Consider the following 24,846-nt stretch of genomic DNA (forward strand, 5'->3'; position numbering starts at 1 on the left):
TTGCACCGCTGTATTACTATTACAATGGGGGTAAAAAACATGAATTTGACGCCATAAAACACCGGGTGAAAGAACTGGAATTTGGAATTGAATGGCAGCCCCATAGCGCGTTTGAGCTGGTTGCGATGTATACCTTATCAGACCGAACGGTCGAAAACTCATTAAATCCATCAAACAGACAACAAGGGGGTTTGCTTCGTCTTCAGGCACAGGTCAATTTTTGATTTTCAAATCTTAAGGAAGTTCTTGCAGTATTTTGGTAATTTTGGGGATTAACTGATTCACAAATCACACACAAGACGTTAACGATTATGATGAGAAGACCAAGAAGAAATAGAAAATCCCCTGTAATACGAGGAATGGTGGAGGAAACCCGGCTTTCGGTAAAAGATTTTATTCTTCCTCTATTTCTGATTGAGGGAAACAACCAAAAAGTGGAGGTGTCTTCTATGCCTGGGATCTTTCGTTACTCCTCTGATTTGATGATAAAAGAGATAGAGTCGTGCATGAATTTGGGGATTATGGCCTTTGATATCTTTCCCGCATATCCTGAAAACAAAAAAGACAAAACAGCAACAGAAAGCTACAATCCGGAAACTTTCTACCTCAAAACCATTGAGGCTATAAAAAGAAATTTCCCAGAGGCCTGCGTTATGACCGATGTGGCTATGGACCCCTACAGTTCGGACGGACATGACGGGCTGGTTCAGGATGGAAAGATTCTCAATGATGAGACGTTGGAGATCTTGGGAAAAATGACTTTGGCGCAGGCCAGGGCTGGAGCGGATATTATCGGGCCTTCTGACATGATGGATGGAAGGGTTGGATTTCTTAGAAATGTGTTGGATGCCAATGGATTTCAGGAAGTATCCATTATGTCCTATACCGCTAAGTATGCCAGTGCATTTTATAACCCATTTAGAGATGCATTGGATTCGGCACCCAAGTTGGGCGACAAAAAAACCTATCAGATGGATCCTGCCAATGCTTCGGAAGCACTAATCGAGGCGGATTTGGATGTGGAGGAAGGTGCGGACTTTTTGATGGTGAAGCCTGCTTTGGCCTATTTGGATATAATCAAGCTTCTGAAAGACAATTACCAAGTACCCATAGCTGCCTACAATGTCAGCGGTGAGTATGCCATGATAAAAGCCTCCGCACAAAGGGGGTGGTTAGATGGTGAACGCGCCATGCTGGAAAGTTTACTTAGCATCAAGCGGGCTGGAGCGAATGTCATTTTAAGTTATTTTGCCAAGGAGTTTGCCTCTCTTGTGAAGTAGGGCCGGTTTGATATGTCTTAAATCTGACACCGCCAAATACATCCGTATATCAGCGAAGGATTTATAAATAAAAAAGCTGCTTTAGAAATTCTAAAGCAGCTTTTTTTTGTGTAATGGTATTTTTTAAATGAGAGGTTTAGAAATTAAAACCAGTCGTCAATTTAAAGAAGGAATCATTCCCTTCGACTAGATCTCCTCCACCTGCAAATCTTGCAAATGCTCTTCCGTTAGGGTCTGAAAATTGAACGTAGGGGCCAAGCCACTGATAAAGTGTACTTGTGGTAACATTTGAACCGCCAGCAAGGTCCAGTTGCTCATAATGCACCCCTAATGAAAAGAAGCTAGATGCCTTTACCCCAAAGTTTGCCCAATAGTGAAGATAGGCATTTGTCGATCCACCGGCTGGTGCCTCATCCCGTATTGGCGTATAATATCCCAAGTAAAATTCTCCTTCCACTTTCTCCTTGTCTAGTCCAACTACAATATTTGGAACAACACCTTCTCCAAATATTCCAGCAGATCTAGCCGCACCAGAAGATAGCAGGGTACCGTTCAATATTCCTATGGAAGGGTTGATGTTAACCCCATCGGCTACTGTAAAATCCATACCCACACCAAACTCTGTCCAGTTACCCCAAGCGCCGGCTGTTCCACCTGACCATAGGATGCCGTAAAAGGTAAAAGCAGAAGTTTCATTTAAACTGTAGGAGCCTGTAAAGTATGGATAAAAACCAAAGAACTGATCCGAGTTTAACGTCACTGTGAAGTCAAACTTGTCATCTGTTTGGGAAAACGCGGGGGAAGCCGCTAGTAAGCAGATCATGGTTAATACCACTGCTACCTTTGAAAATGCTAAATTGTCAATTTTTCTCATTTTTTAATTGATTTAGGTTGTTTTTAAAAGATCACTTGATTCAAAATTTTATTTGTAATTAACTATAGTTTATTTAATAGCTCAATAATAATGCATATTTATCGATTTTACAAAGTATTACGTATTTTTAGTTTATTTTTTTACCTTAAACTAACATTATGACTGAATTTTAAATATTTATAGGCATTTCTTTAATCAGAAATTTACACCTATAGATTTATTTATCTAATTTTTAAATCATTAAATATACATTTAACAGAATTTTATTCTTATTTTTTCTGTTTTAAAAAAATATTTTAAATTTCTGAGTAAGAGGTAGTAAAAACTACTTTTTGACATAAAATCAATTTCTACATAAAATCGCATAAAAAAGCCACTCGGAAAATTCCGAGTGGCGTTAAACTATATCAGTTGGTCGTAAAATAGAACTTACAGATCTTCTTCGCGTTCTAGCATTAAAATGGCATTTTGGGGAACGATATAATACTTTTCTCCTTCGAAAATAACTTCGTACGCGCCATTAAGTAAGAAGACTGCCAAATCTCCTTCCTTTGCCTGCAAGGGTATATATTTGATGTTTTCATTTTGGTCTTTCCAAGGCTCATTATCTTCAACAGGTAATGGGATCGGATACCCAGGCCCAGCTTTTATAATGTAACCCTGCTGGACTTTTTCCTTTTCCTGTACTCCCGGAGGAAGGTAGAGTCCGCCAGAGGTTTTATGATTGGGCTTTTTTAGCTTTATCAGTAATCTATCACCAACGATAATTAATTTTCTCAGTTTATTTTCAGACGTGATTTGCATGGTATAGATATCTATATATTTTTTAATACTGAGGGGCAAAAAGAAAGGCATCCCTTGTAAGGGACGCCATATCTTTATTTTCCTGAAAAAGACGATTATTTTTTATCCTCTTCATTGACTTCCTCATAGTCCACATCTGAGACTCCGTCGCCTGGGGAGGAAGCACCATCGCCTGACGCTTCTGGTCCAGGACCTCCGGCTTGCGCTCCAGGCTCCCCTTGGGATGCACTATAGATTTCTTGGGAGGCAGCTGCCCAAGCGGCAGTCAAGCCTTCGAGGGCAGCATCGATTCCAGCCAAATCCTGTGATTGATGAGCTGACTTCAATGTTTCCAAAGCGGCATTAATAGCAGTCTTATTTCCTTCAGATAGCTTATCGCCGTATTCCTTAAGCTGCTTTTCTGTTTGGAAGATTTGACCATCCGCCTGATTGACTTTGTCAATTCTTTCTTTCTCTGCCTTATCAGTTGCAGCGTTGGCTTCTGCTTCTTTCTTCATTCGGTCTATCTCTTCCTGAGAAAGTCCAGATGAGGCTTCGATTTTAATTTTCTGTTCTTTGCCTGTACCCTTATCCTTAGCAGAAACGCTTAGGATACCATTTGCATCGATATCGAAGGTAACCTCAATTTGGGGAACCCCTCTAGCTGCGGGGGGAATATCCGTCAACTGGAACCTACCGATACTACGGTTGTCCTTTGCCATGGATCTCTCACCTTGCAACACATGGATATCCACTGCGGGTTGACTGTCTGCTGCCGTAGAAAAAACCTCTGACTTCTTGGTTGGTATGGTCGTATTAGATTCGATCAATTTCGTCATCACACCTCCCATGGTCTCTATACCCAAAGAAAGTGGAGTGACATCTAATAAGAGTACGTCTTTCACCTCACCGGTTAGGACACCACCTTGGATCGCTGCTCCTATAGCAACAACCTCATCTGGATTCACTCCCTTCGAAGGCTTTTTACCAAAGAATTTCTCTACTTCTTCCTGTATTTTAGGAATTCGGGTGGATCCACCAACCAGGATTACCTCATCAATATCAGATGGAGACAATCCCGAATCCTGCATTGCCTTTTTAACAGGTTCCAAAGACCTTCTGATCAAAGATTCGGCAAGCTGCTCAAATTTAGATCTTGAAAGTGTTCTTACTAAATGTTTTGGGCCTGATTGGGTTGCGGTAATATAGGGCAAGTTGATTTCAGTACTGTTTGAACTGGACAGTTCAATCTTAGCCTTTTCCGAAGCCTCTTTAAGTCGTTGAAGTGCCATCGGATCATTTCTAAGGTCCAGTTGTTCTTCAGCCTTAAATTCGTCAGCCAGCCAATTGATAATCACTTGGTCAAAGTCATCACCTCCCAAATGGACATCTCCATTGGTAGACTTCACTTCAAATACCCCGTCTCCAAGCTCTAGAACGGAAATATCAAATGTACCTCCACCCAAGTCATATACCGCAATTTTCATATCACGGTTTTTCTTGTCCAATCCATAAGCCAAGGCTGCTGCTGTAGGCTCATTAATGATTCTCTTCACATCCAACCCGGCAATTTGACCGGCTTCCTTAGTTGCCTGACGCTCTGCATCATTGAAATATGCCGGCACAGTGATGACTGCCTCTGTAACCTCATGTCCCAAGAAATCTTCAGCGGTAGATTTCATTTTCTGAAGAATCATGGCTGAAATTTCTTGTGGGGTATAGCTTCTATCCCCAATTTTTACCACAACGGTATCATTAGAGCCTTTATCTACTTTGTAAGATATATGCTTTTTTTCAGCGGTTACTTCAGAGAAATTTTTTCCCATAAAGCGCTTTACGGAGGACACTGTATTCGTAGGGTTGGTAATAGCCTGTCGCTTGGCTGGGTCACCCACTTTCCGCTCACCGTTTCCGTTGTCCAAAAACGCCACAATAGAGGGTGTCGTCCTCCTACCTTCACTGTTTTGAATTACTACGGGTTCACTCCCTTCCATTACGGCAACACACGAGTTGGTTGTACCCAAATCAATACCAATAATTTTTCCCATAATTATATGAATTTTAAATTTTAGTTACGTTTTCTTATCGATAAAGACTATTATCAACCAATGTGCCAAGTAAAACTAGACCAAATATTATGTCAGATTGTCAGAATTTTTGACATTATCAAGCTATTAATGACAGGGAGAATTGGTAATTTTGCCAATTCTGAACGATTTCCACAAAAAATCTAATGCCTAGTAGGCGTCTTTTAATGACACTTATAGGCGCATCCATTGAATTCAATTAGTAGAAATTTATCCCAAAGAATATCTCATGATCAAACTGACTGATATTTTTGTATATCCGATAAAATCTTTTGGCGGAATACGAATGAATGAATCTCTAGTGTGTAAGCCGGGACTGGAACACGACCGCAGGTGGATGCTAGTGGACCTGGATGGAAATTTTTTAAGTCAGCGGACCCATCCCAAAATGGCTACGCTTGCGGTCGAATTGAATAACGGTGAATTTCAGGTGAAAGACAAACACAACCCTACAGACAAAATTACCTTGCCAATAATTCCACACTCCAACTTCATCAAAAAAGTCAGGATTTGGGATGCGCATGTAAATGCTTTTTTGATTGATCCTACCATCAGCAAGTGGATCCAACAAAAGCTACAAATACCCTGTGAGCTCGTGCACATGCCTGAGTCAGTAATCCGACCTATTGAAGAAAAATATGCCGTCTCTGATGAATCTGTCAGTTTTGCGGATTCCATGCCCTACCTGCTTATATCACAGGCATCTTTAGACGATCTGAATAGCAGGCTAAAAAAGCAGCTCACGATGGACCGGTTTCGTCCCAATTTAGTCGTTACCGGCACAGAACCTTTTGAGGAAGATCAATGGGATCTCATTCAAGTGGGTGGCGTTCGGTTTAAAATCGTCAAACCCTGCGCACGATGTGTCATGACAACAGTAGACCAGGATACCGGGGAAATTGGGAAAGAACCATTGCGCACACTTTCTAAATTTCGTAAAAACGGCAATAAAATTTATTTTGGCCAAAATATGGTTCCCATAAATTTTGGAATGATCCGACAAAATGAAGTCGTGGAAATAATTCAAAAAAAAAATTAGGGAATTAATGGCATTTTAAATTAAACAAATGCTTTTTTTTTGTGCAAATTATAAAAAGTCCACATACTATTTATAAACTAATTCACGATATATTTATATTTCGATCAGTAATCATGTTTTATCAGTCGAAAGTCTCAACTTTTTGAGGCTGACCCTATTAGTATATGAAATACTTTTTCTTTAATATTACAGGCGTAATTTTGGTTTTAAAATCAATTTTTGTGAAATATTGAGAAAAGTTTCACAAAAAAAATTGGCCAATCACCCTATTAGTCATAAACTAAAATTCACACGCAATCGCCCATTTGTACTATTCATTTTGATGATTTCCAGCCTAAATACGTAAAAGCACCAAAAAAAGTTGCACTAAATTTATTTTTTTGGTTACAAAACAAGGCCTATAAGTTACTAAAAGACAAAACCATCCACATCATTGAATTCTAACGCTTAATTTCATGAAACCAACGTTAAAGTCAACCTTATTCTTATTGCTATTATTTTGCCTATTCACCTCTACATACGGAGCATCCTATTATTTTTCATCCTCCACAGGCAATGATTCTAGATCCAATTCCGAGGCTCAGAACATGAATACACCTTGGAGGTCTATTGATAAGCTAAATTCCATCATGCGAATATTACAGCCTGGCGATGTAGTGTACTTTCGTCGGGGTGAGGAATTTTCTGGAACAATAAATTTTAATTCTTCAGGATCGGCTACAAATCCAATCAAATTTTCCGCTTATGGAAGTGGTCCTGCTCCAGTCATTACTTCTCTAATTAGAGTACAAGGATGGAGGGCATTGGGCAATGGAATATATGAATCAAATCAGAGTTTTAATATGTCAGAGATCGAGCTGATGATATTAAACGGGAAGCAACAGGAAAGGGGCCGATATCCCAACCGAGATCAATTCAACGGAGGGTATTTACGTATTAATTCTGCCAGTGGAAATAGATCTGTAACTAGTAGCGAACTGTCTGGGGCTCCAAACTTTAATGGGGGAGAGGTTGTGATCCGAAAAAACCAATGGATCACTGATCGGCATCCAATTTCCTCTCATTCAGGAAACACCATTTCTTTTTCCGGTGACAGTAAATATATGCCGTCCTTGATTTATGGTTTTTTTGTCCAAAACCACATAAACACACTTGATAGGTTTGGAGAATGGATGTACAACAAATCCAACAAAAAACTATATGTTTTTTTTGGATCCAACTCACCAGACAATTTCAATGTTCAAATACCGAGTCGGGATAATTTATTCGTGAAAGGCTACGGTGCGAGTAATTTTCAAATAGATAATCTTAACTTTAAAGGGGCAAACAAAAACGCAATAGACATAGCTGGCGGTAGAAATGTAACCCTATTGAACAATAAAATTGAGTTTTCTGGGATTAGCGGGATTTACTCGTTAAGTATATTAGAGCTAAAAATAAACGGTAATGAAATTGATTACAGCAGCAGTAATGGTATAAGTTTAAGGTATGGGGCTGTCGGTGCCCACATTTTAAATAACAAAATCACGAATACGGCATTATTCCAAGGTTCAATGCAAAGTGGCGATGGAGCGGGGTTGGGTATTCATGCCATAGACGACAATATAAAAATTGAGTACAACGAAATAATAAACACCGGATATTTGGGAATTCATTTTGGGGGTAATTCAACAGTAGTTTCTAACAATTTCGTCGATAATTTTTGTCTACACAAAGGTGATGGCGGAGGGATTTACAGCTACGGTGCCGTGACTGCCTCTAAAGGGCGCGAACAGAAAATAGTCGACAACATTATTATAAATGGTAGTGAAGGAGCGTCTGATGGAGTTTTCTCTTTATTCCTAAGAAAGATCAGCCAGTCCCATGGAATTTTTTTGGATGACAACGTAAGCAATGTCATCGTGACTAACAACACGATTGCTGGTATGGGAGATACCGGAATAAAATTGAATAATGTCAATAATTTAGTTGTTGAAAACAATACGATTTACAACAATGATAAAGGCCTAGCGATAGCAGATAGCGAAAATGGCGGTGATGTAAGGTCACTTACAATCCAAAAAAACATCGTTTTCCCGAAAGAACAGTATCAACAGTCCTATTCGTTTATTTTCAACAAAAACAGTATCGCACAAATAGGCAACGTGAACCAAAACTATTTTTTCAAGCCGTTTGGAGATCCGTTTCACATGTTTGTGAGATATCGTAATGGCTCCTCCTATGTACAAAAAACGCTGAATCTGAATGGGTGGAAAAACGGCTATAATAAGGATCATACGTCCAAAGAGGTCATCCGCCCGTTTGAATATTTTAAAGTTGTCAATTCTATCGGCGACAATTTATTTAAAAATGGCAATTTTCTTTCAAACGTTGTTGGCGTTACTTGCGCCGATTGCCAGTCAAGTTGGACAAGAGGCCAATTGAGTCAAGGGTCGCTTAAAGTTCAGTCGCCATCATCATCAACTGTACTTATACCACTTGGAGCTGTTAGAAAGAATCAAAATTATGTTGCAAAACTTAGAGCCCGATCAAATAAAAACGGTACTATAAGAGTATTTTTACGGCAAACCGGCAATCCTTGGCAAGTAGCCTCCCCATCGACAGCAATAGAGCTAAACGCAAACAACCAAGAAATATCTGTACTACTTAAGCCTTATGATAACGTTGAAAATGCTGCCTTACTAATTGTTTCGGATGAGTCAAACTTCGAATATTGGCTAGAGGACCTAGATGTTAGACAAAGCAACATCATCGAAACAAAGCCTGAGGATCGGATTTTGTTTGAATATAACAAATCTAAAACCGAGAAACGCATTACGTTGGATGGTTCATACGTAGATGCAAAAGGCCAGAGTTTTTCAGGAACTGTTGCTATACCACCGTACCAGTCGGTAGTACTTTTCAAAACTTCAAGTGATATTCCAAAGGAGTCAATAAGTCCTCCCACGATAAGCATTACATCTCCAACTGCGGCTACCTCTTCCCTAGAAAGTGGACAAAAACTTTCCATTACCACAGCCGTAAACGCCAATGGGAATAATATCAAGGAAGTTATATTTTACAATGGAACCCAAATCATCGGTCGATCTGCAAGCTCCCCTTACAATTTTCAATGGGAAAATCCCCCTGCTGGTGATCTCACTCTAAAAGCATCTGTACAGCTGCAGTCTGATTTAGCCTACGATTCAAAAATTGTTTCCACAAAGCTATCGATAGTAGGCAATGATGGCATACCTGATGAAGGAACTACCGAAAAGGAACTTACCGACGCAATCTATATCAATACAGGTTCCAACTCAGCTGCTACATATAAAGGAAACTTGTTCGACTCTGAATTCAAGGATAGATATTTCATCGGTGGAAACACGGAGTCAAACAGTAGGTCAAGTTCTGAGCCGGTTATGCAAAGTCAAAGATTTGGAAAGAATTTCCGATATGAAATACCTGTACCGAATGGACGATATCAAGTAAAAACATTTCACAATGAAGTTTATTTCGGCCATTCAGTCCCACTTCGCGGACCAAATCTTCGTGTCTTCGACATCAGTATAGAAGGCAAAGTTGTTAAAAACAATCTAGACATAGCCGTAGCGTTTCCAAATGGAAATGGGGAATTGAGCTTCAACAATGTTGAGGTTAAAGACGGAGTTTTGACTATACAAATAGTCGCTACACGAGGAGATGCAGCTATTTCAGGTATTGCAATTATACCGTCGGATACAAGCACACCACTGCCTCCCGTTCCTCCCGTTGTCTCCGAGCCTAGTAAAAACACTCAAGTCGTATACCAGATCAATACAGGGAGTACGCGAGATGCCAAATACCTCAGTTCAACATTCGAATCGGAATTCAGAAGTAGATTTTTTGATACAGGGTTTTTTGAAGAAACTTCTTCTGCACACTCGGAGCCTATGCTACAAAGTCAACGGTTTGGTAAGCAAATTGGCTATAGAGTTCCAATCGAAAACGGCACCTACACCGTCAAAACCTATCATAATGAAGTGTATTTTGGCAACATTTCTGGAGTAAATGGACCAAACCTTCGAATATTCGATATTTCTTTACAAGGGCTTACCGTTAAAACAAATATGGATTTATTCGTTGAGTCCAAAAATCAGGCGCTGGTGCTGACATTTGACAACATTGTAGTAACAAATGGCATCTTATCGCTAGACCTGTCTGCAAGGGTAGGACACGCAGCTATTTCCGGATTTGAGATTCTTGCTGGCGGTAGCAGTTCAAATCCAAACAATAAATCCAATATTAATTCCAAATTTCCAGCGAACGGAATTTATATTAACGCCGGAAGTACATCGAATACCTCCTTTTCGGGTACAAACTTTGTGTCTGATTTCGATAAACCATACTTTAGCGGGGGATTTTTTGAGCAAAGCAACTCCGCCAGTTCGCATGAATTATTAAGGTCTCAAAGGTTTGCAAATTCACTCAGCTATGATGTTCCAGTCCCGAATGGTCTTTACACGGTTGTTTCCTACCATAACGAGGTTTATTTTGGAAACGGAGCTGGAAGGCCTCCAAAACGACCCGGCCAAAGGGTTTTCAATATAGAAATTGAGGGTAGGCGAGTAAAATCGAACATGGATATGCATTTAGAAAAAAATGGTCAACCTATAGAACTAATCTTTGAAAACATTTCAGTGAATGATGGAATATTAAATTTTGCGCTCAACGCTAGTGTTGGTCACGCTGCCATCTCCGGTTTAGCCATTTTCCCATCAGTTTCTAATTTCCAAAGTTCCGCAAATCTTAGGCAGGCCGGCGAAACACAACCGATTGAAGGAAGCAGGAACTTTGACGTTCCTGCGACCGGTAGCCGAATTGTCCTCTATCCTAATCCCGCAATTGACGAGATTAATATAAAAATCGGCAGAGAATCCGAGGGAGTGACGTTATATATCCATAATTCTATGGGACAAAATTTGTTGACTCAAGAAATCTCAGAGGAAACAGCCAATTATGGTGAGATAAAAATCCCGCTAAGCGGGTTTAATTCTGGAATCTATTTTATCTCAATACATGACCTAAATGGTAGGTTTGAAAAAGAGAAATTTATAGTTAAATAGTAATTACTAATTCAACTATAATTCATTGTAGAAGGCGCTCCACATAGTGGAGTGCCTTCTTTTTTTTTATCTACATCGGGAATTTCTACCTTAACCTTGTTTTGCTATAATTATTTTTTTTAACTTGACTGCTATTGGCAAGATATTACTATGTAAAAAATCGTTGGTTTGGTTTTATATTTCGGCTTTATGATAACATCAAAGTTTATTACAGTTGTACTTTTTATTGGATTTACCAATTTGAGCGAATTAAAGTCAGCTAATTATTATGTTTCTTCATCAGATGGTAACGATGAAAATACTCAACAACAAGCGACACAAACACAAACACCTTGGAAATCATTGGCGAAAATCAACTCCTATTTCGGGAGTTTGAAACCTGGAGACAGTGTATTGCTAAAAAGAGGAGATGTTTTCGAAGGTTCATTGGTTTTGAGCAGCTCTGGTACCAACCAAAGCAAAATAGTAGTTTCCTCCTATGGAGAGGGCCACAGCCCTGTTATTAGTGGTTGGAAAAAGATTAAGAAATGGACAAAGCATGAGAAACCAGGTATCTGGTCATCGGAATTAGATAGAAATACCTTGCTCAACTTAGTAAGCATAGAAAATAAAATCAAAGAGAAAGGAAGGTATCCCAATAATGCATTCGTGAACTACAACGTCAATGAAAATGGCCTGATTGAATTACCTTCACACATTAATCCAAAAGCGTGGGAATCGGCAACGTTTGTTATTCGGAAAAATCAATGGATTATAGATAAAGTTTCTCCTCTGGAGTACCGTGCAGATGGAATCAGATTAGAAAATAATATGCGATATCCGCCAAAATCGGGATATGGGTTGTTTATACAAGATCATATAAACACACTTGATGAGGATGGTGAATGGTATTTTGATGACAAAACGTCAAATTTTTATATTTTTCTAGCAGAAGGCCAACCTGGCTCAAAAGATATAAAAATTGGTTCCCAAGAGAATTTGCTGACTAATCAAGGTGGGGTTCAACATGTAAAGATCCAGAATTTATGTTTTTCCGGAGCTAATAAAGATGCTATTTCTTTAGAAAAAGCTTTCAATATTGAGATCAGCAATTGCACAATTGAATATGCGGGAGAGAATGCCGTGTATGCAGTGGATGTTCCTAACCTTAAATTTGTGAACAACAACGTTGTTACCGCCTTGAACAGTGGGGTTTTCTTCAGATACGGTACCCCAAACTCCATAATAGCTGATAATAACATAACTGACATCCACCCATTTTTTGGAATGGGAAAGTCTGGAGACGGAAATGGAGTCGGTATCCACAGTATTTCTGACTTTAGCGTCATTGCAAATAACCGACTTTCGAATATTGGATATTCAGGAATTATGTTTAATGGCATCCAAACAATCGTCGAGAGAAATCATATTAATAACTATTGTCTTGTAAAAAATGATGGAGGTGGGATCTACACTTACCAAGGAGCCAACAAAAAGCTTAATTTCGGAAGAATAATTAAAGAAAACATCATTGAGAACGGAATTGGCACAACTTCTGGAACAACTATGTCCAAAAATATTTCAATTCCGCAGGTAGAGGGAATATATCTGGACGATAATGCCTCCGGGATTATGGTCGAAGGAAACACAGTGAATAACTCAAGACGTAACGGAATTCATATCCATAATGGTAGAAATATTCAAATTATCCGTAACAAAGTTGCCAACTGTTATATACAGTTGGCTCTCTCAGACGATGATCTAGGGGATAGAATTGAAAATATCCGAATTGAGGAAAACCAATTTGCAGCTTTCTCTGATCACCAAAACTTAGTCTCAATCGCTTCAAATATTGACAATCATGCCACAATGGCGAATTTTGGGAACAATACGTATATTACTCCCGAAAATCAAAAATTATTCTATTTAATTCAAAAGCAACAACCAGACCGCTCATATGAAACCAGTTTTATGAATTTAAGGATGATTGAGGCATTTGGAATTAAAGAGGAATCTCCAATAAGAATTGTACTTCCTTCCAGTACCCAAACGAAATACAATCTATCAAATCAACAGGGAGACGCAAAGAAAATTTCCCTCTCCACTTTCAAAATTTTTAATGATGGGAGCGAAATCTCGAGCATTGAAAGCCAAATTAAAATACAATTTAAAAAACCATTCGGAGCTGTCGCAGTTGGTTTTCCCCAAATCTCCGATGATAACCTTTATCAACTATCTTTCAATGCGAATACCGAACAAACCCAAATACTTCACCTTTTTTTAAGACTTGACGGAAGACCATGGTCGAACTTATCTCTTACCCAACCGGTCATGTTATCTCCCTTACAAACGGAATATACTGTAAATTTAGGTAAAACAGAAAATGCGGATCGAATTTTATTGTTGATTTTTTCACAGGACTCGTCTAAAGATATAGGTCTATCGAATTTACAGGTAACAGCGCACCGAGTTGATGAAGCCGCACATCAGGCTCTTCTATTCCATAACCCTACCGACTCAGAGATTCTTCTTACCGATCCGTCAAAAATCGTGATCCCTGCTGAAGGAACTGATAGGTCATTGGTTCTCAAACCATTTCAATCTATTTTACTGTACAAATAGTCGTCTTGTTTTTGCTTAGAACAGTGCATTTTTTAATAACCAACGCATTATTAAACGTCGTTACTTACCACTAAATTTTTATTTTACAAGAGATTTATATTCCATTTAAACACTGTACCGTAAATGAATGCACGGTGAGCGCACAAAACTATTCCATCTGATCCAAAGACATTCCGGTTTCCACTTTACTATACTATTTTAACCTTTTTGATAGGAGTGTGGTCCCGACGATGTCTTCGTGGAGGACTTGTATCCGCATTGTATCTACTTCTACCCTATTTGAGGTCGCAATAGCTGCACTTATGGAAACAAGGTGACAGCTTCCTTTTCCATTTGGCTTTTGAATGCTGTTCCATTAAATGAACTCCACAAAAATTTTCGCATTTTTTATTTTTATTCGATTTACCCAACATCCACAGAATTCATAATTCGAAATACGAATTAGTATTTTTAAAATAAATCATGTGCTTTTTACAACGTCACATGCTGTAAAATAATTCGACCCCAAATTTGTAAATGAGATTTTTATATCACTACTTATCGAAAACAGAAATCTTTTTAGAATTATATTTTTAGTAATACAAAAAACAAAAAATTTAATTTCAAAAAGCAAAATGCCAATTTAATAATTTGAAAATCAGATTTAGCTAGATAAAATTCAATTAAAACTTTTGAGTAATTCGAAAAGAAACAGGTAATGGGAAAATTAAATATCAAAGTTATGAAACGTGTAGGAAGAAAATTTGGGATGATCATAGTGGCGATATTAATCAGCCATTTGACGTATGCAGCAGATTATTACATTTCAAGTAGTATCGGTGATGACAAGCGCACGGCTTTACAAGCACAAAATCCGGAAACTCCCTGGAAAAGTATAGAAAAAGTAAACGCAGTCTTTTCCACACTTAAACCAGGTGATGGAGTATTTTTCAAAAGAGGAGATTCATTTTATGGCACAATTCATTTGACTGCCTCCGGAGTAATGGGAAGTCCAATTCGCCTAGATGCATATGGGGTAGGAGAAGAACCCATAATTACTTCGTTCCAAAAAATTTCCCAATGGACATCTAAAGGAAATGGGGTATTCGAAAGCCAATCCATTTTAAATACCAATCTAGTAAAAACTCTATTGGTAGACGGTGAATCACATTTTATGGGACGTTTCCCTAACGCAGACGCAATTAATGAGGGATATCTAAGAATTTCGGGAATAAGCGGTGGGAAAACACTATCTAGTGCTCAATTATCTGCCTCACCGAACTGGGCTGGTGGAGATGTCGTAATCAGAAAAAATCAATGGATCATTGATACCCATAAAATATCTAGTCATAATGGTAATTCAGTTACCTACACTGGGAATGAATCTTATCCGTCAATTAAAGACTATGGTTTCTTTATTCAAAACCATATTTCAACATTAGACAGGTTTGGAGAATGGTATTTTAACCCTACTTCTAAAAAAATGAGCATGTTCTTCGGAAATGTGTCACCTAATGGACGCAATATTGAAGTAAGCACTCTAAACAATTTAGTGACTAAGTCATACGGTGCAAGCTATATAACTTTTCAAAATCTGATTCTCAAAGGGTCCAATTCCGATGTTGTTGACATCTCCGGGGGACGGGACATTAAGTTCAATAAAGTCAAAATCAAATTTGCTGGGGAAAGCGGAATTTACGTGAGAAGCGTTGTAAACCTTTCATTTGAAAATAGTTATGTTGAGAATTGCTTAAACAATGGTATTAATTTACGATACGGAAATCCGAATGCATCAATAAAAAATAACATTGTGAAAAATTCCGCGAGATTTCCCGGCGGCGTTAGAAATGGCGATGGATCAGGAAATGGGATAATAGCCCTTGACGACAACACCATAATTGAGGGAAATGAAGTGTACAATACGGGTTATCTAGGGATTCAGTTTGGTGGAAATAACACAATTGTTAAAAACAATTTCATTGATAACTTTTGTTTAATAAAAGGAGATGGCGGTGGTATCTACACCTATGTAGGTGACAATAATAAAACCTTTCACAACAGAAAGATAGTCAGTAATATAATTATTAATGGAAAGGGAAATCTGGGAGGGCTGCCAAACAACTCAAGCTATCCCCGAGGCATGGCTGAAGGAATTTTTATGGATGACAATGCCAATGGCATTGAGATTTCAAATAATACAATCGGCCATACAGAAAACAGTGGTGTTAAAATGTCGAATGTGAGAAACATTATTGTCAAAGATAATTTAATCTACGACACAGACCATAGCATAACGCTTGACAATAACATAAGGGGAGCCGACGTGAAAAATGTGACAATGTCGAACAATACATATTTTGCTAAAACAAATCTACAAAACTCATACACATTCCTTTCTCACAAAAATGATGTCAAAGAGATGGGAGCGTTTGATAACAACGTATTTTTCCGTCCGTTTGGAGATCCCTATTCCATTTTCACCAGACAATTAGTAAATGGAACCAATGTCGAAACCCGTCAGAATCTATCCAGCTTCAAAAATATGTTTGGAAAGGATAATAATTCAAAAAGCAATGAGAATGTTTTTCCCAAATATGAAAATATTGTAGTAAAAGGTGAAAATTTTTTCAAAAATGGCCAATTTAATGGCAGTTTGAATGATATCCATTTTACCCGGGCACAGCCATCAGTTATACCTAACAAAATAAATGGACCTACACTGCAGATTGTTGCAAATGATAATGCTTTCTCTTTTATAAAATTGGGAAATTTAAAAAAGGAAAAAAAGTACCTTATAAGACTTAATTCCTCTGCCTCACAAAATGCTGCAATAAGTGTTCATTTCCGACATTCAGGTTCACCTTGGCACCTCATATCCCCTATCTCAACTTTTGATTTGACATCAAGCACCGCCATATATCAAACAATACTATCTCCCTTACTGGATGTAGCTGACGCAGCTTTGATACTTACCTTTAAAAACCCAAACACAACTTATTGGATAGATGACTTAGAGATTGTTGAAGTAGAAGCCAATGAGGTAAGGATAGACGAAAAGATTCTATTTGAATTTAATGCGACAAACCAGTCCAAAAAAGTATTACTTCAAGGAAAATATGTGGATGCAAAATTAAAGGAATTCACCGGTGAGGTAACGCTGGCACCATATTCTGGAATCGCTCTTTTCAAGACAGGGGATGTAGAAAAGCCTGTTGAAAAGAATAAGCCAGAGGATCCTGAAATCGTGATTTCACTTAATAAGAGTATAGATAAAATAACAACAAAAGACTCCGTACAAATATCGCTAGGCATTGCTAATAACCAAAATGCCGGAATGACTTCTGCTACATTTTATTGTGGTCTGAACGAAATTGGGAAGTGTAACACCTATCCTTTTAATATCAATTGGAAAAACCTGCAACCTGGTGAACAGTATATTTGGGCGTCTCTCAATGATGGAAATGGCCGGACTTTTAATTCAGAGGAAATCAATCTTAATATTACACAGGCAAAAACCACCGAAGACACCGAGAGAAATTACAAAGAACCCCATGTAGGGTTTGGCGATTTGAAATTCAAATCAGAAGGCATTTATATAAACACAGGAAGCACCAGGGATGCTATTTACAATTCTGTGAATTTCGCATCTGAATATGTAAATAAAAATTACTCAGGTGGGTTTACTGAATCCTTCGACGCTCCGAATATTGAGCCAATATTTAAAAGCCAACGGTTTGCAAAATTATTAGTTTACGATATCCCGTTGAAAAACGGTACCTATAATATAGTTACTTTTCATAATGAGGTCTACTTCGGCAATAAAGTAGCCACCACAGGGCCTAACAAGAGAGTCTACAATATATCAATTGAAGACAAACTTGTAAAAAAAGACTTCGATCTGTTTGTGGAAAACAACAATAAGCCAATTAGTCTATTATTTAAAGACATTAAGGTGATAGACGGAAACTTGACTTTAAAATTAGAATCAATTATAGGCCACGCAGCAATTTCGGGAATTGCAATTATTCCAGTTGATACAAATATTCCTCCGGTCGTGGATAATACGAAATCCCTTCCCAAAAATGGTATATATATAAATGCAGGGAGTAATAAAGATGTGGATTTTCAGGGAACCAAATTTGAATCAGATTTTCAAAACAGCCATTTTAATGGTGGCTTCTTCGAATCACATGCTTTAGCGAGTGATCAGGAGCTATTTCAATCCCAGCGATTTTCAAAAAATCTGGTTTATGACGTTCCCGTTTCAAATGGCAAATATACAGTAATTACCTATCACAATGAAGTGTATTTTGGAAATCGAGTGCCTGCCAAAGGACCTGGTCTGAGAGTTTTTGATATTTTCATAGAGGGCAAACTCGTCAAGAAAAATTTAGATCTATTTGTGGAAAATAAATCTAAACAGTTTGAGCTCATATTTGAAAATGTTGAAGTGAACGATGGAAAAGTGACAATAAATCTGGTTTCATCTGTTGCAGACGCAGCAATTTCGGGCATTGCAATTCTGCCTGAATCAACCAATGATGGGGATGATCAAGTAAAGGAAACTATATCTAAAGAGGCAATTCATATAAATACCGGTAATTCGAGATCAGGAGAATACAAAGGAATTCAATTTGAATCGGAATTTACCGGGAAATATTACAATACCGGATATATTGAAGGCATTGCGTCAGCTAGCATCCACACTATGATGCAAAGTCAGCGGTTCGCCAAAGACTTGGTGTATGAAATACCGGTAAAAAATGGTAAATATAATGTCGTCACCTATCACAATGAAGTCTATTTTGGGCAAAAGGTAAGTACGACAGGTCCTAATAAACGGGTCTATTCGATTTCAATTCAAGATAAAGAAGTAAAGAAAAACTTTGACCTTTTTGTTGTAAACAATAACAAAGAAATTGCACTGGAGCATAAAGATATCGAGGTAAAAAATGGTTTGATGAAAATTAGGCTGTTAGCGGTAATAGGGCATGCAGCAATTTCAGGAATTTCAATTATTCCCGTTGATGCAAATATTCCTCCGGTCGTGGATAATACCCTTCCCAAAAATGGAGTATATATAAATGCAGGAAGTAACAACGATGCGGATTTTCATGGAACCAAATTTGAATCAGATTTTCAAAACAGGCATTTTAACGGAAGTTTCTTCGAATCACATGTTTCAGCGAGTGATCAGGAGTTATTTCAATCCCAGCGATTTGCAAAAAATCTAGTTTATGATGTTCCCGTTTCAAATGGCAAATATACAGTCATTACCTATCACAATGAAGTGTATTTTGGAAATCGAGTGGCCGCCACAGGACCTGGACGGAGAGTTTTTGATATTTTTATAGAGGGCAAACTCGTCAAGAAAAATTTAGATCTATTTGTGGAAAATAATTCTAAACAGTTTGAGCTCATCTTTGAAAATATTGAAGTAAAAGATGGGAAAATGACAATAAATCTGGTTTCATCTGTTGCAGACGCTGCCATTTCCGGTATCGCAATTTTCCCAAGTAATGAAAAATTCAGCCCAGAAATGGCCAACCTTCGGCAATTAAATGGCGAACTTACCGATCCAGAATCTGAAAGTTTAAATTTCGGAAATTTCAAGGACGCGAAAGCCAAACTCTTTCCAAATCCTGCATCAAGTCAAGTCAATTTAGTTTTGGATTCAGAATACCCCAATTCCAGAATTATGATACACGACACATCCGGTCAGCTGGTCAGATTCTATAACCAAAGTGAAATATATTTCAATAACGGAACATTGAGTATTCCGCTGTTGGATTTAAAACAAGGTGTTTATATTGTATCTGTGGTTTCCGAACGAGGTGTACAATTCAAGGAAAAATTAATGGTTACGAAGTAGGCATTATGCAGATCGATAACGAAGTGCATTGTGGACACTTCAGCTTAGTTAATAGGGTAAAAAACAGTACGTAATACTTACCTAAAATAAAAAAGGCGGCATCTAAATTAGATGCCGCCTTTTTTCTAGTCTTCACTATTTAAAAATTACTGGAAGATTCCAAATGACAGGATATTCATCGGTCAGCAGACAAACTTGCAGTTCTTGCCTGGATGTCCCAACAGAACCCAGGTACCTTCCGCAAATTGACAATCACAAAATATCATCTTAAAATTACAACAAAAATCTTCCTTTATAGATTCTACTGAAAAATAACTAATTACTGTTTTTCAGTTGCTGAAATACGAAATGTAAATTTTCCGCGAATATTTCAGAATTGAATTTTTCCTCATACACTCTTCCCGCGTTATAGACCATCTCATTCCAAAGGTTTTTGTCATTTAAAAGTAAATTTACACTACGTACCCATCCCTCCTTATCAAACATATCCACCATTAAACCGAGCCCCTCTTCTTCTACATTTAAATTCAGAGATAAATTTTTGGTAATTATCGTTGGTTTTCCAAGAGCAACAACATCTTGTAAACTTGTCATTCCCTGACAACCTTCATCACCTTTAGAGAATTTCAATGGAATTAATATTGCGAGCGCATCCGCATAGTGAGGCAGCAGCTCAGCATAGGAGATACGCTTGGAAAAAATGAAAACATTTGGTGGTAAATCGTCAACCTTTGGAACTGTGGTTTCGGTGCAGTAAATGTGCAACGGAAAATCAATCTCTCTAAATGCTTCGATTAATGTAGCATAATCTCTATCGGTATGTCCAGCACTAATAAAGTACCTACAGGACTCGAAAGACTGCCTGCTACTCAAAAACTTCTTGTAAAATAATGTGTCAGGTCCCCATTGTGCGACAAAAAACTTTTTTCCAATTAGGTCCTTATCAAGCCCGAGCACTTGGACTGTATCCTTTAGTAAGGTTTCGCTTAAAAATACAACAGCATCTTGTAAAAGCAGTCCCCGTCTTGCTATCGCCCTCTTTAGATTACTGTCAGATTTAGTTCCTAAAAATGGTTGATGAATCAGGGAAACCATCGGTACTTTAAACAAACCCAGCCATTTCAAAACTAGAAGCAATTTAGAATTTGACGAGGCATAGGGGAGATAAAGCACGTAATTCCTTCGCTTCCAAAAGATAAGCCTTAATTGCTGATCCAAGAAATTGACTCCGAAAAGGCGACCTATATTGTTGAGGAATGGGTACTTAACATGACGAAACAAAATAAAATTGTAATTATAATTTCTTTCTAACTCCACCTTACCCCACACATGATGGCTCCCGCTTACTCCTTGTTGCCAAAGGCGATAGGCATTATCCATGGGATAATTGTTAATTAAAACTACATTCATAGAGGAATGAATTTATTGCATTTGCTTTTTTATTTCAAAAATTCTATTAATAAAGACGGGGCCGAATTCCACGTACCGAGTCCACATACGTTTTGGTTCTTTTATTAACCTAGCAAGCCACTCTAGACGGAGTTTGATCCAAATTTTATTAGGTCTTTTTATAGTTTGAGCATAAAAATCAAATACTGCACCTATACAACAAATATAAGAAACCTTCAAATCATCATGGTACTTAAATGCCCATTTCTCCTGCTTTGGCGCTGTCATTCCAACAAACAGAACATCCGCATTGAAGCTGTTAACTTGCTGTTTCATTTTCTCCGAATCGAGATCTGTAAATACTTGCTTAAAAGGAGGAGAATAGGTTCCAACTCTTACGTGGGGGAAATCTCTTTTTGCCCGTTTCACAATCAGATTGAGTGTTTCTTCACTAGATCCCAAAAAAAAGCAGGACCCTTTCTGTTGTTCGAGATACCGCATAAAAAAATAAAATAGATCCTCACCTGCGATTTTCCTAATTTTCTTACCTTCCAAATAATTTGCCGCCCACACGACCCCTTCTCCATCTGGAAGCAAAACGTCCGACCCTTTTAACGATTCTAAAAAATCCGGATCATTCTCTGCAAGACAAAACGAATACTGATTGATCGTAGAAATAAGTTTTCCTCTTTCAGGAATCACCGACAAATCCTCATCAAATAAATTATTATACTTATAAAATTTCATATAGCCTAAGTTGATCAAAACACGAAAAACAATAAATTAGCTCATCCGTAAATTTCGCTCCAGTTCAGTATAGTGTTGCATACTCTCCGAAATCGGAGTTTTCAAGTTTTGAATAGGATAACTGTCTAATCGCAAAAGTAATTCTCCGAGTGAGCTAACATTAGATACGACATAGTCGGAAAGTCCAACTGTATTTAAAAACTCTGCAGCCTTTGCAGGTCCTTTGTAACTTATAAATGGCGTACCATAAGCCAGTCCAGCTACTCCTACATGTAACTTTGAACTAATTACAGCACAACTCTGAGCAAGAAAACCCAACGAATCTTTTAAATTTTCATGTTGATAATGGGGAAATTCCGCTTTTAGTTCATATTCTGAAACCCCTTCTACAGAGTTTAAATGGGAACCAAAAGTGACAAAATTAAATTTTTCTCGTAAAGAACTCTTCGATAAATATTCAATTAAAGAACCCCCATTTTTTTGTTTTAAGTTTAAAACTACGGTGTTCGATTTAACTACATCTGTTTTTGGAAAAATTCTTCCTGTTGATAGAACGATATCGGAAAAACATGAAAACAATTTGTTGTCTACTACTTTAAGGTCGGACGCTAGTCTAACTGTACCACCTATGCAGGTCGGAGACGAAAATAAACGTTTTTTAAAAGGATTATTCAAGCCGAGGTTGCCGTCTCCCCCAATTGAAATTGGATAAATATTTTTCCCATGTTTGCGTAAGGAACGATAAAGTCTATAAAAAGACATTTCAAATTCAAAGGCAACCTTCTTTAAAAGGAATCGAAGGGGCGAATTATTAATTAACATTCCTCCACCTCCAATTACTACAATGTCGACACTACTCACGAATTCATCTAATGACTCAATGGATCGTACCTCACTTTCTTCGACCAAACCGGCACTGGCGCAGAACACTACCGGTTCATGCCCGTGCTGGATCAAATAGTTTGAAATCATATATGCCATCAAATCATCCCCGAAGTTACCTTTGTCGTAGGAACCCCATATACCTATCTTCATATGCTTTTATCAATTATTTTTTCATAAATTTTGGAAAGCTCTTTAAAATTCTCCCCTTCAGTAAAATCTTTCTGAAAAGAATCGGAACAATAAACACTATATCTTGAATAATCCGACAAAGACATATTGGCAGCAATTTTAAGTGCATCCTTCAGGCCATTCACTTCATTGGGCGGAAATAGGATTCCGTTTTCACCTTCTTTAACAATACTTGGTAGCGATCCAATTCTGGAAGCAATCACGGGTGTAGCAGCCATAAATGCTTCCAATATCGTAATCGGCATGCCTTCATACCAGATTGACGGGAAAACTAACCATCTAGAAACGCCCATTGCATGTAATATATATTCTTTTTTTTGATAACCCACATATATTATGTTCGCAAATTCCGATACGTACCGCTCAACCAAGCCTCTCATTGGACCATCTCCTATAATCTTAAGGGGTAAACCAGATTCGGAAAATGCTTGTAAAAGGACTTCAACCCCCTTCTCAGTACTTAACCTACCAACAAACAAAAAACCGTCTCGGCTACTGATGTCACAACCGCTTGATAAAGGAATGTTCACGGTAAAATTCGGCTTAATAAAGTTAGGAACACCTGCCACATCAGGAAGAGCCCTATGATGTATATCCCTCATGAAATCGTTTAGGAAGATAAATCCATCTACTTTCTTCCATGTACCGATTTTTCGATTGAATTTTAATGCTAGTGCTAAAAATGCTGTGGCAAAAAATGAATCTCTATAAACACGGTTTTTAATAGCACTCAAAAGACCCCAGGAATTTATGGATTTTAGATACAATTTGCCACGATGGAAGAGAGTTGCTGAAGGACAAATCAATCGATAATTATGAATTGTTAAAACCACCGGAATGCCTAAACTGCCAGCCGCCCATATTAGGGAGGGTGAGGCTGTATAATGCCAGTTATGAATATGAACTAGAGTAGGCCTAATCTCTCGTAAAATTTTCTTAAATTGAAAATAGGACCGTACATTGAACGGAGATAATATAAGCCCAAATATTTGGGACAACATACGGGACGGGTTTTGATAAAATAAAACCTCGGCAGCCACCCCATTTCCGCGAAGCATGGCCAGCTCTGCATCTACAACATAATCCTCACCGCCAGCCTGGGTGTATCTATTGTGAACTATCAATATCTTCATGAAATAAAATGGACTTAATCTTTGCTCTAACTCTACTAAAGAAACTATAGTGGGCTCGAATCAATTTAAGGATACTTTTATTATATCCAACTTTAGATTCTAAAAATTCAAAAGCATGCTTATCAGATCGGTCAAAGGAGGAATCAAAAGTATCTAATTTTATAGCGGTGTGTGTTGCTTCAGGCCCGAATCCTATATTCATAACCTTGGATTGGGTCGGAAAAACTGAGTATCTCTTTTTCTTGAATTGGTCAAAGCACCACCTGATTGCCCATGAATCAATTTTTCCAGAATATTGTTTTTGTAACAGAGAGTAGAAATTATTACCATATCGATTGAATTCTCTTATTTGTAGCGGGTTTTTTGAAAATTTTTCAAAATCTTTCATCGCCCAGTCAACTCCTGTCCAACGGTCTATCCAAGTTGCCCACCCCCATGACGTACTTCTAGGACTAAAATAAATGTCTCCCAAGTAATTATTTGGAATTTTAATGGAGGGTGAAAAACCTGAAATTGATTGAATCTGAGTATCCTTAGCGTAATATTCTAAACCTTTGTTCATGTAAGAAAGAAAATTAGAAGAAACTATCAAATCATCCTCTAGAACAATTACTCGCCCGAATTCCTGCAACACGACGCTAACTCCATTAATTATAGAGTTAGCCAATCCCTGATTTACTTTGTGCTCTACTAGACGGACTGACTTACACCCATCGATACTAGAAATAAATCCTCTAACTGCTTCGACTTTTTTAACATCCTCCGGCTTTTTAGGACCGTCCGAGAAAATAATCAAGTCGGATTTTGAAAATAAAGGGTTGGCCTTTAACAATTCAATACACTTTTCCAAAGTATCAACTCGTTTAAAACAAAATACGGCTATCGGAGCAAGATTCATTTATTC

General features: G+C 37.9%; 13 protein-coding genes. 5 read left to right on the forward strand and 8 right to left on the reverse strand.

The features are described 5' to 3' along the window. The first annotated feature begins 311 nt into the window (after positions 1-311). On the forward strand, positions 312-1,280 hold the full coding sequence (hemB, locus tag FQ608_RS15015) for a porphobilinogen synthase (RefSeq protein WP_158859046.1): 969 nt from the start codon (positions 312-314) through the stop codon (positions 1,278-1,280). A gap of 136 nt (positions 1,281-1,416) precedes the next feature. Here the strand turns inward: hemB and FQ608_RS15020 are convergent, their stop codons facing one another. The 3 genes from FQ608_RS15020 to dnaK form a co-directional block, all read right to left on the reverse strand. After that, positions 1,417-2,154: a DUF6733 family protein gene (locus FQ608_RS15020; protein ID WP_158859047.1), complete on the reverse strand. Its 738-nt coding sequence runs from the start codon at positions 2,152-2,154 to the stop codon at positions 1,417-1,419. 429 nt (positions 2,155-2,583) lie between these two features. After that, positions 2,584-2,958, reverse strand: a complete 375-nt coding sequence (locus tag FQ608_RS15025; protein ID WP_158859048.1) for a co-chaperone GroES — start codon at positions 2,956-2,958, stop codon at positions 2,584-2,586. A 95-nt stretch (positions 2,959-3,053) separates the two neighbouring features. Next, entirely contained in the window at positions 3,054-4,985 is a 1,932-nt protein-coding gene (gene dnaK / locus FQ608_RS15030; protein ID WP_158859049.1) for a molecular chaperone DnaK, read from the reverse strand. 268 nt (positions 4,986-5,253) lie between these two features. On the opposite strand from dnaK, the gene FQ608_RS15035 reads away from it, so the two are divergent. The 4 genes from FQ608_RS15035 to FQ608_RS15050 all read left to right on the forward strand — a co-directional run bounded on the left by FQ608_RS15035 (position 5,254) and on the right by FQ608_RS15050 (position 19,599). Further along, on the forward strand, positions 5,254-6,063 hold the full coding sequence (locus tag FQ608_RS15035; RefSeq protein WP_317168928.1) for an MOSC domain-containing protein: 810 nt from the start codon (positions 5,254-5,256) through the stop codon (positions 6,061-6,063). A 455-nt stretch (positions 6,064-6,518) separates the two neighbouring features. Next, a complete protein-coding gene (locus FQ608_RS15040; protein WP_158859050.1) occupies positions 6,519-11,147 on the forward strand; it encodes a malectin domain-containing carbohydrate-binding protein in 4,629 nt (1,542 codons plus the stop codon). 189 nt (positions 11,148-11,336) lie between these two features. Further along, complete coding sequence (locus FQ608_RS15045; RefSeq protein WP_158859051.1) at positions 11,337-13,748, forward strand: right-handed parallel beta-helix repeat-containing protein; 2,412 nt, start codon at positions 11,337-11,339, stop codon at positions 13,746-13,748. A 721-nt stretch (positions 13,749-14,469) separates the two neighbouring features. Beyond that, positions 14,470-19,599 (forward strand): malectin domain-containing carbohydrate-binding protein, encoded by a 5,130-nt coding sequence (locus FQ608_RS15050; protein ID WP_158859052.1) that lies wholly within the window; start codon positions 14,470-14,472, stop codon positions 19,597-19,599. A 315-nt stretch (positions 19,600-19,914) separates the two neighbouring features. On the opposite strand, the gene FQ608_RS15055 is transcribed toward FQ608_RS15050, so the two are convergent. The 5 genes from FQ608_RS15055 to FQ608_RS15075 are packed head-to-tail and all read right to left on the reverse strand — an operon-like array spanning position 19,915 to position 24,840. Beyond that, complete coding sequence (locus FQ608_RS15055) at positions 19,915-21,009, reverse strand: glycosyltransferase family protein (RefSeq protein ID WP_158859053.1); 1,095 nt, start codon at positions 21,007-21,009, stop codon at positions 19,915-19,917. Between the two features lie 12 nt (positions 21,010-21,021). Beyond that, on the reverse strand, positions 21,022-21,735 hold the full coding sequence (locus FQ608_RS15060; protein WP_158859054.1) for a WecB/TagA/CpsF family glycosyltransferase: 714 nt from the start codon (positions 21,733-21,735) through the stop codon (positions 21,022-21,024). Positions 21,736-21,771: 36 nt separating this feature from the next. Then, the gene (locus tag FQ608_RS15065; RefSeq protein WP_158859055.1) at positions 21,772-22,770 is read right to left on the reverse strand and encodes a polysaccharide pyruvyl transferase family protein; all 999 of its coding nucleotides are present in this window, start codon (positions 22,768-22,770) and stop codon (positions 21,772-21,774) included. After that, a complete protein-coding gene (locus tag FQ608_RS15070; RefSeq protein WP_158859056.1) occupies positions 22,767-23,942 on the reverse strand; it encodes a glycosyltransferase in 1,176 nt (391 codons plus the stop codon). The genes FQ608_RS15065 and FQ608_RS15070 overlap by 4 nt, the downstream gene beginning before the upstream one ends. After that, a complete protein-coding gene (locus FQ608_RS15075) occupies positions 23,917-24,840 on the reverse strand; it encodes a glycosyltransferase (RefSeq protein ID WP_158859057.1) in 924 nt (307 codons plus the stop codon). Before FQ608_RS15075 ends, FQ608_RS15070 begins: the two co-directional genes overlap by 26 nt. Positions 24,841-24,846: the final 6 nt, after the last annotated feature.

It is taken from the genome of Lunatibacter salilacus (assembly GCF_009797935.1).
In the GTDB taxonomy this organism is placed as follows: domain Bacteria; phylum Bacteroidota; class Bacteroidia; order Cytophagales; family Cyclobacteriaceae; genus Lunatibacter; species Lunatibacter salilacus.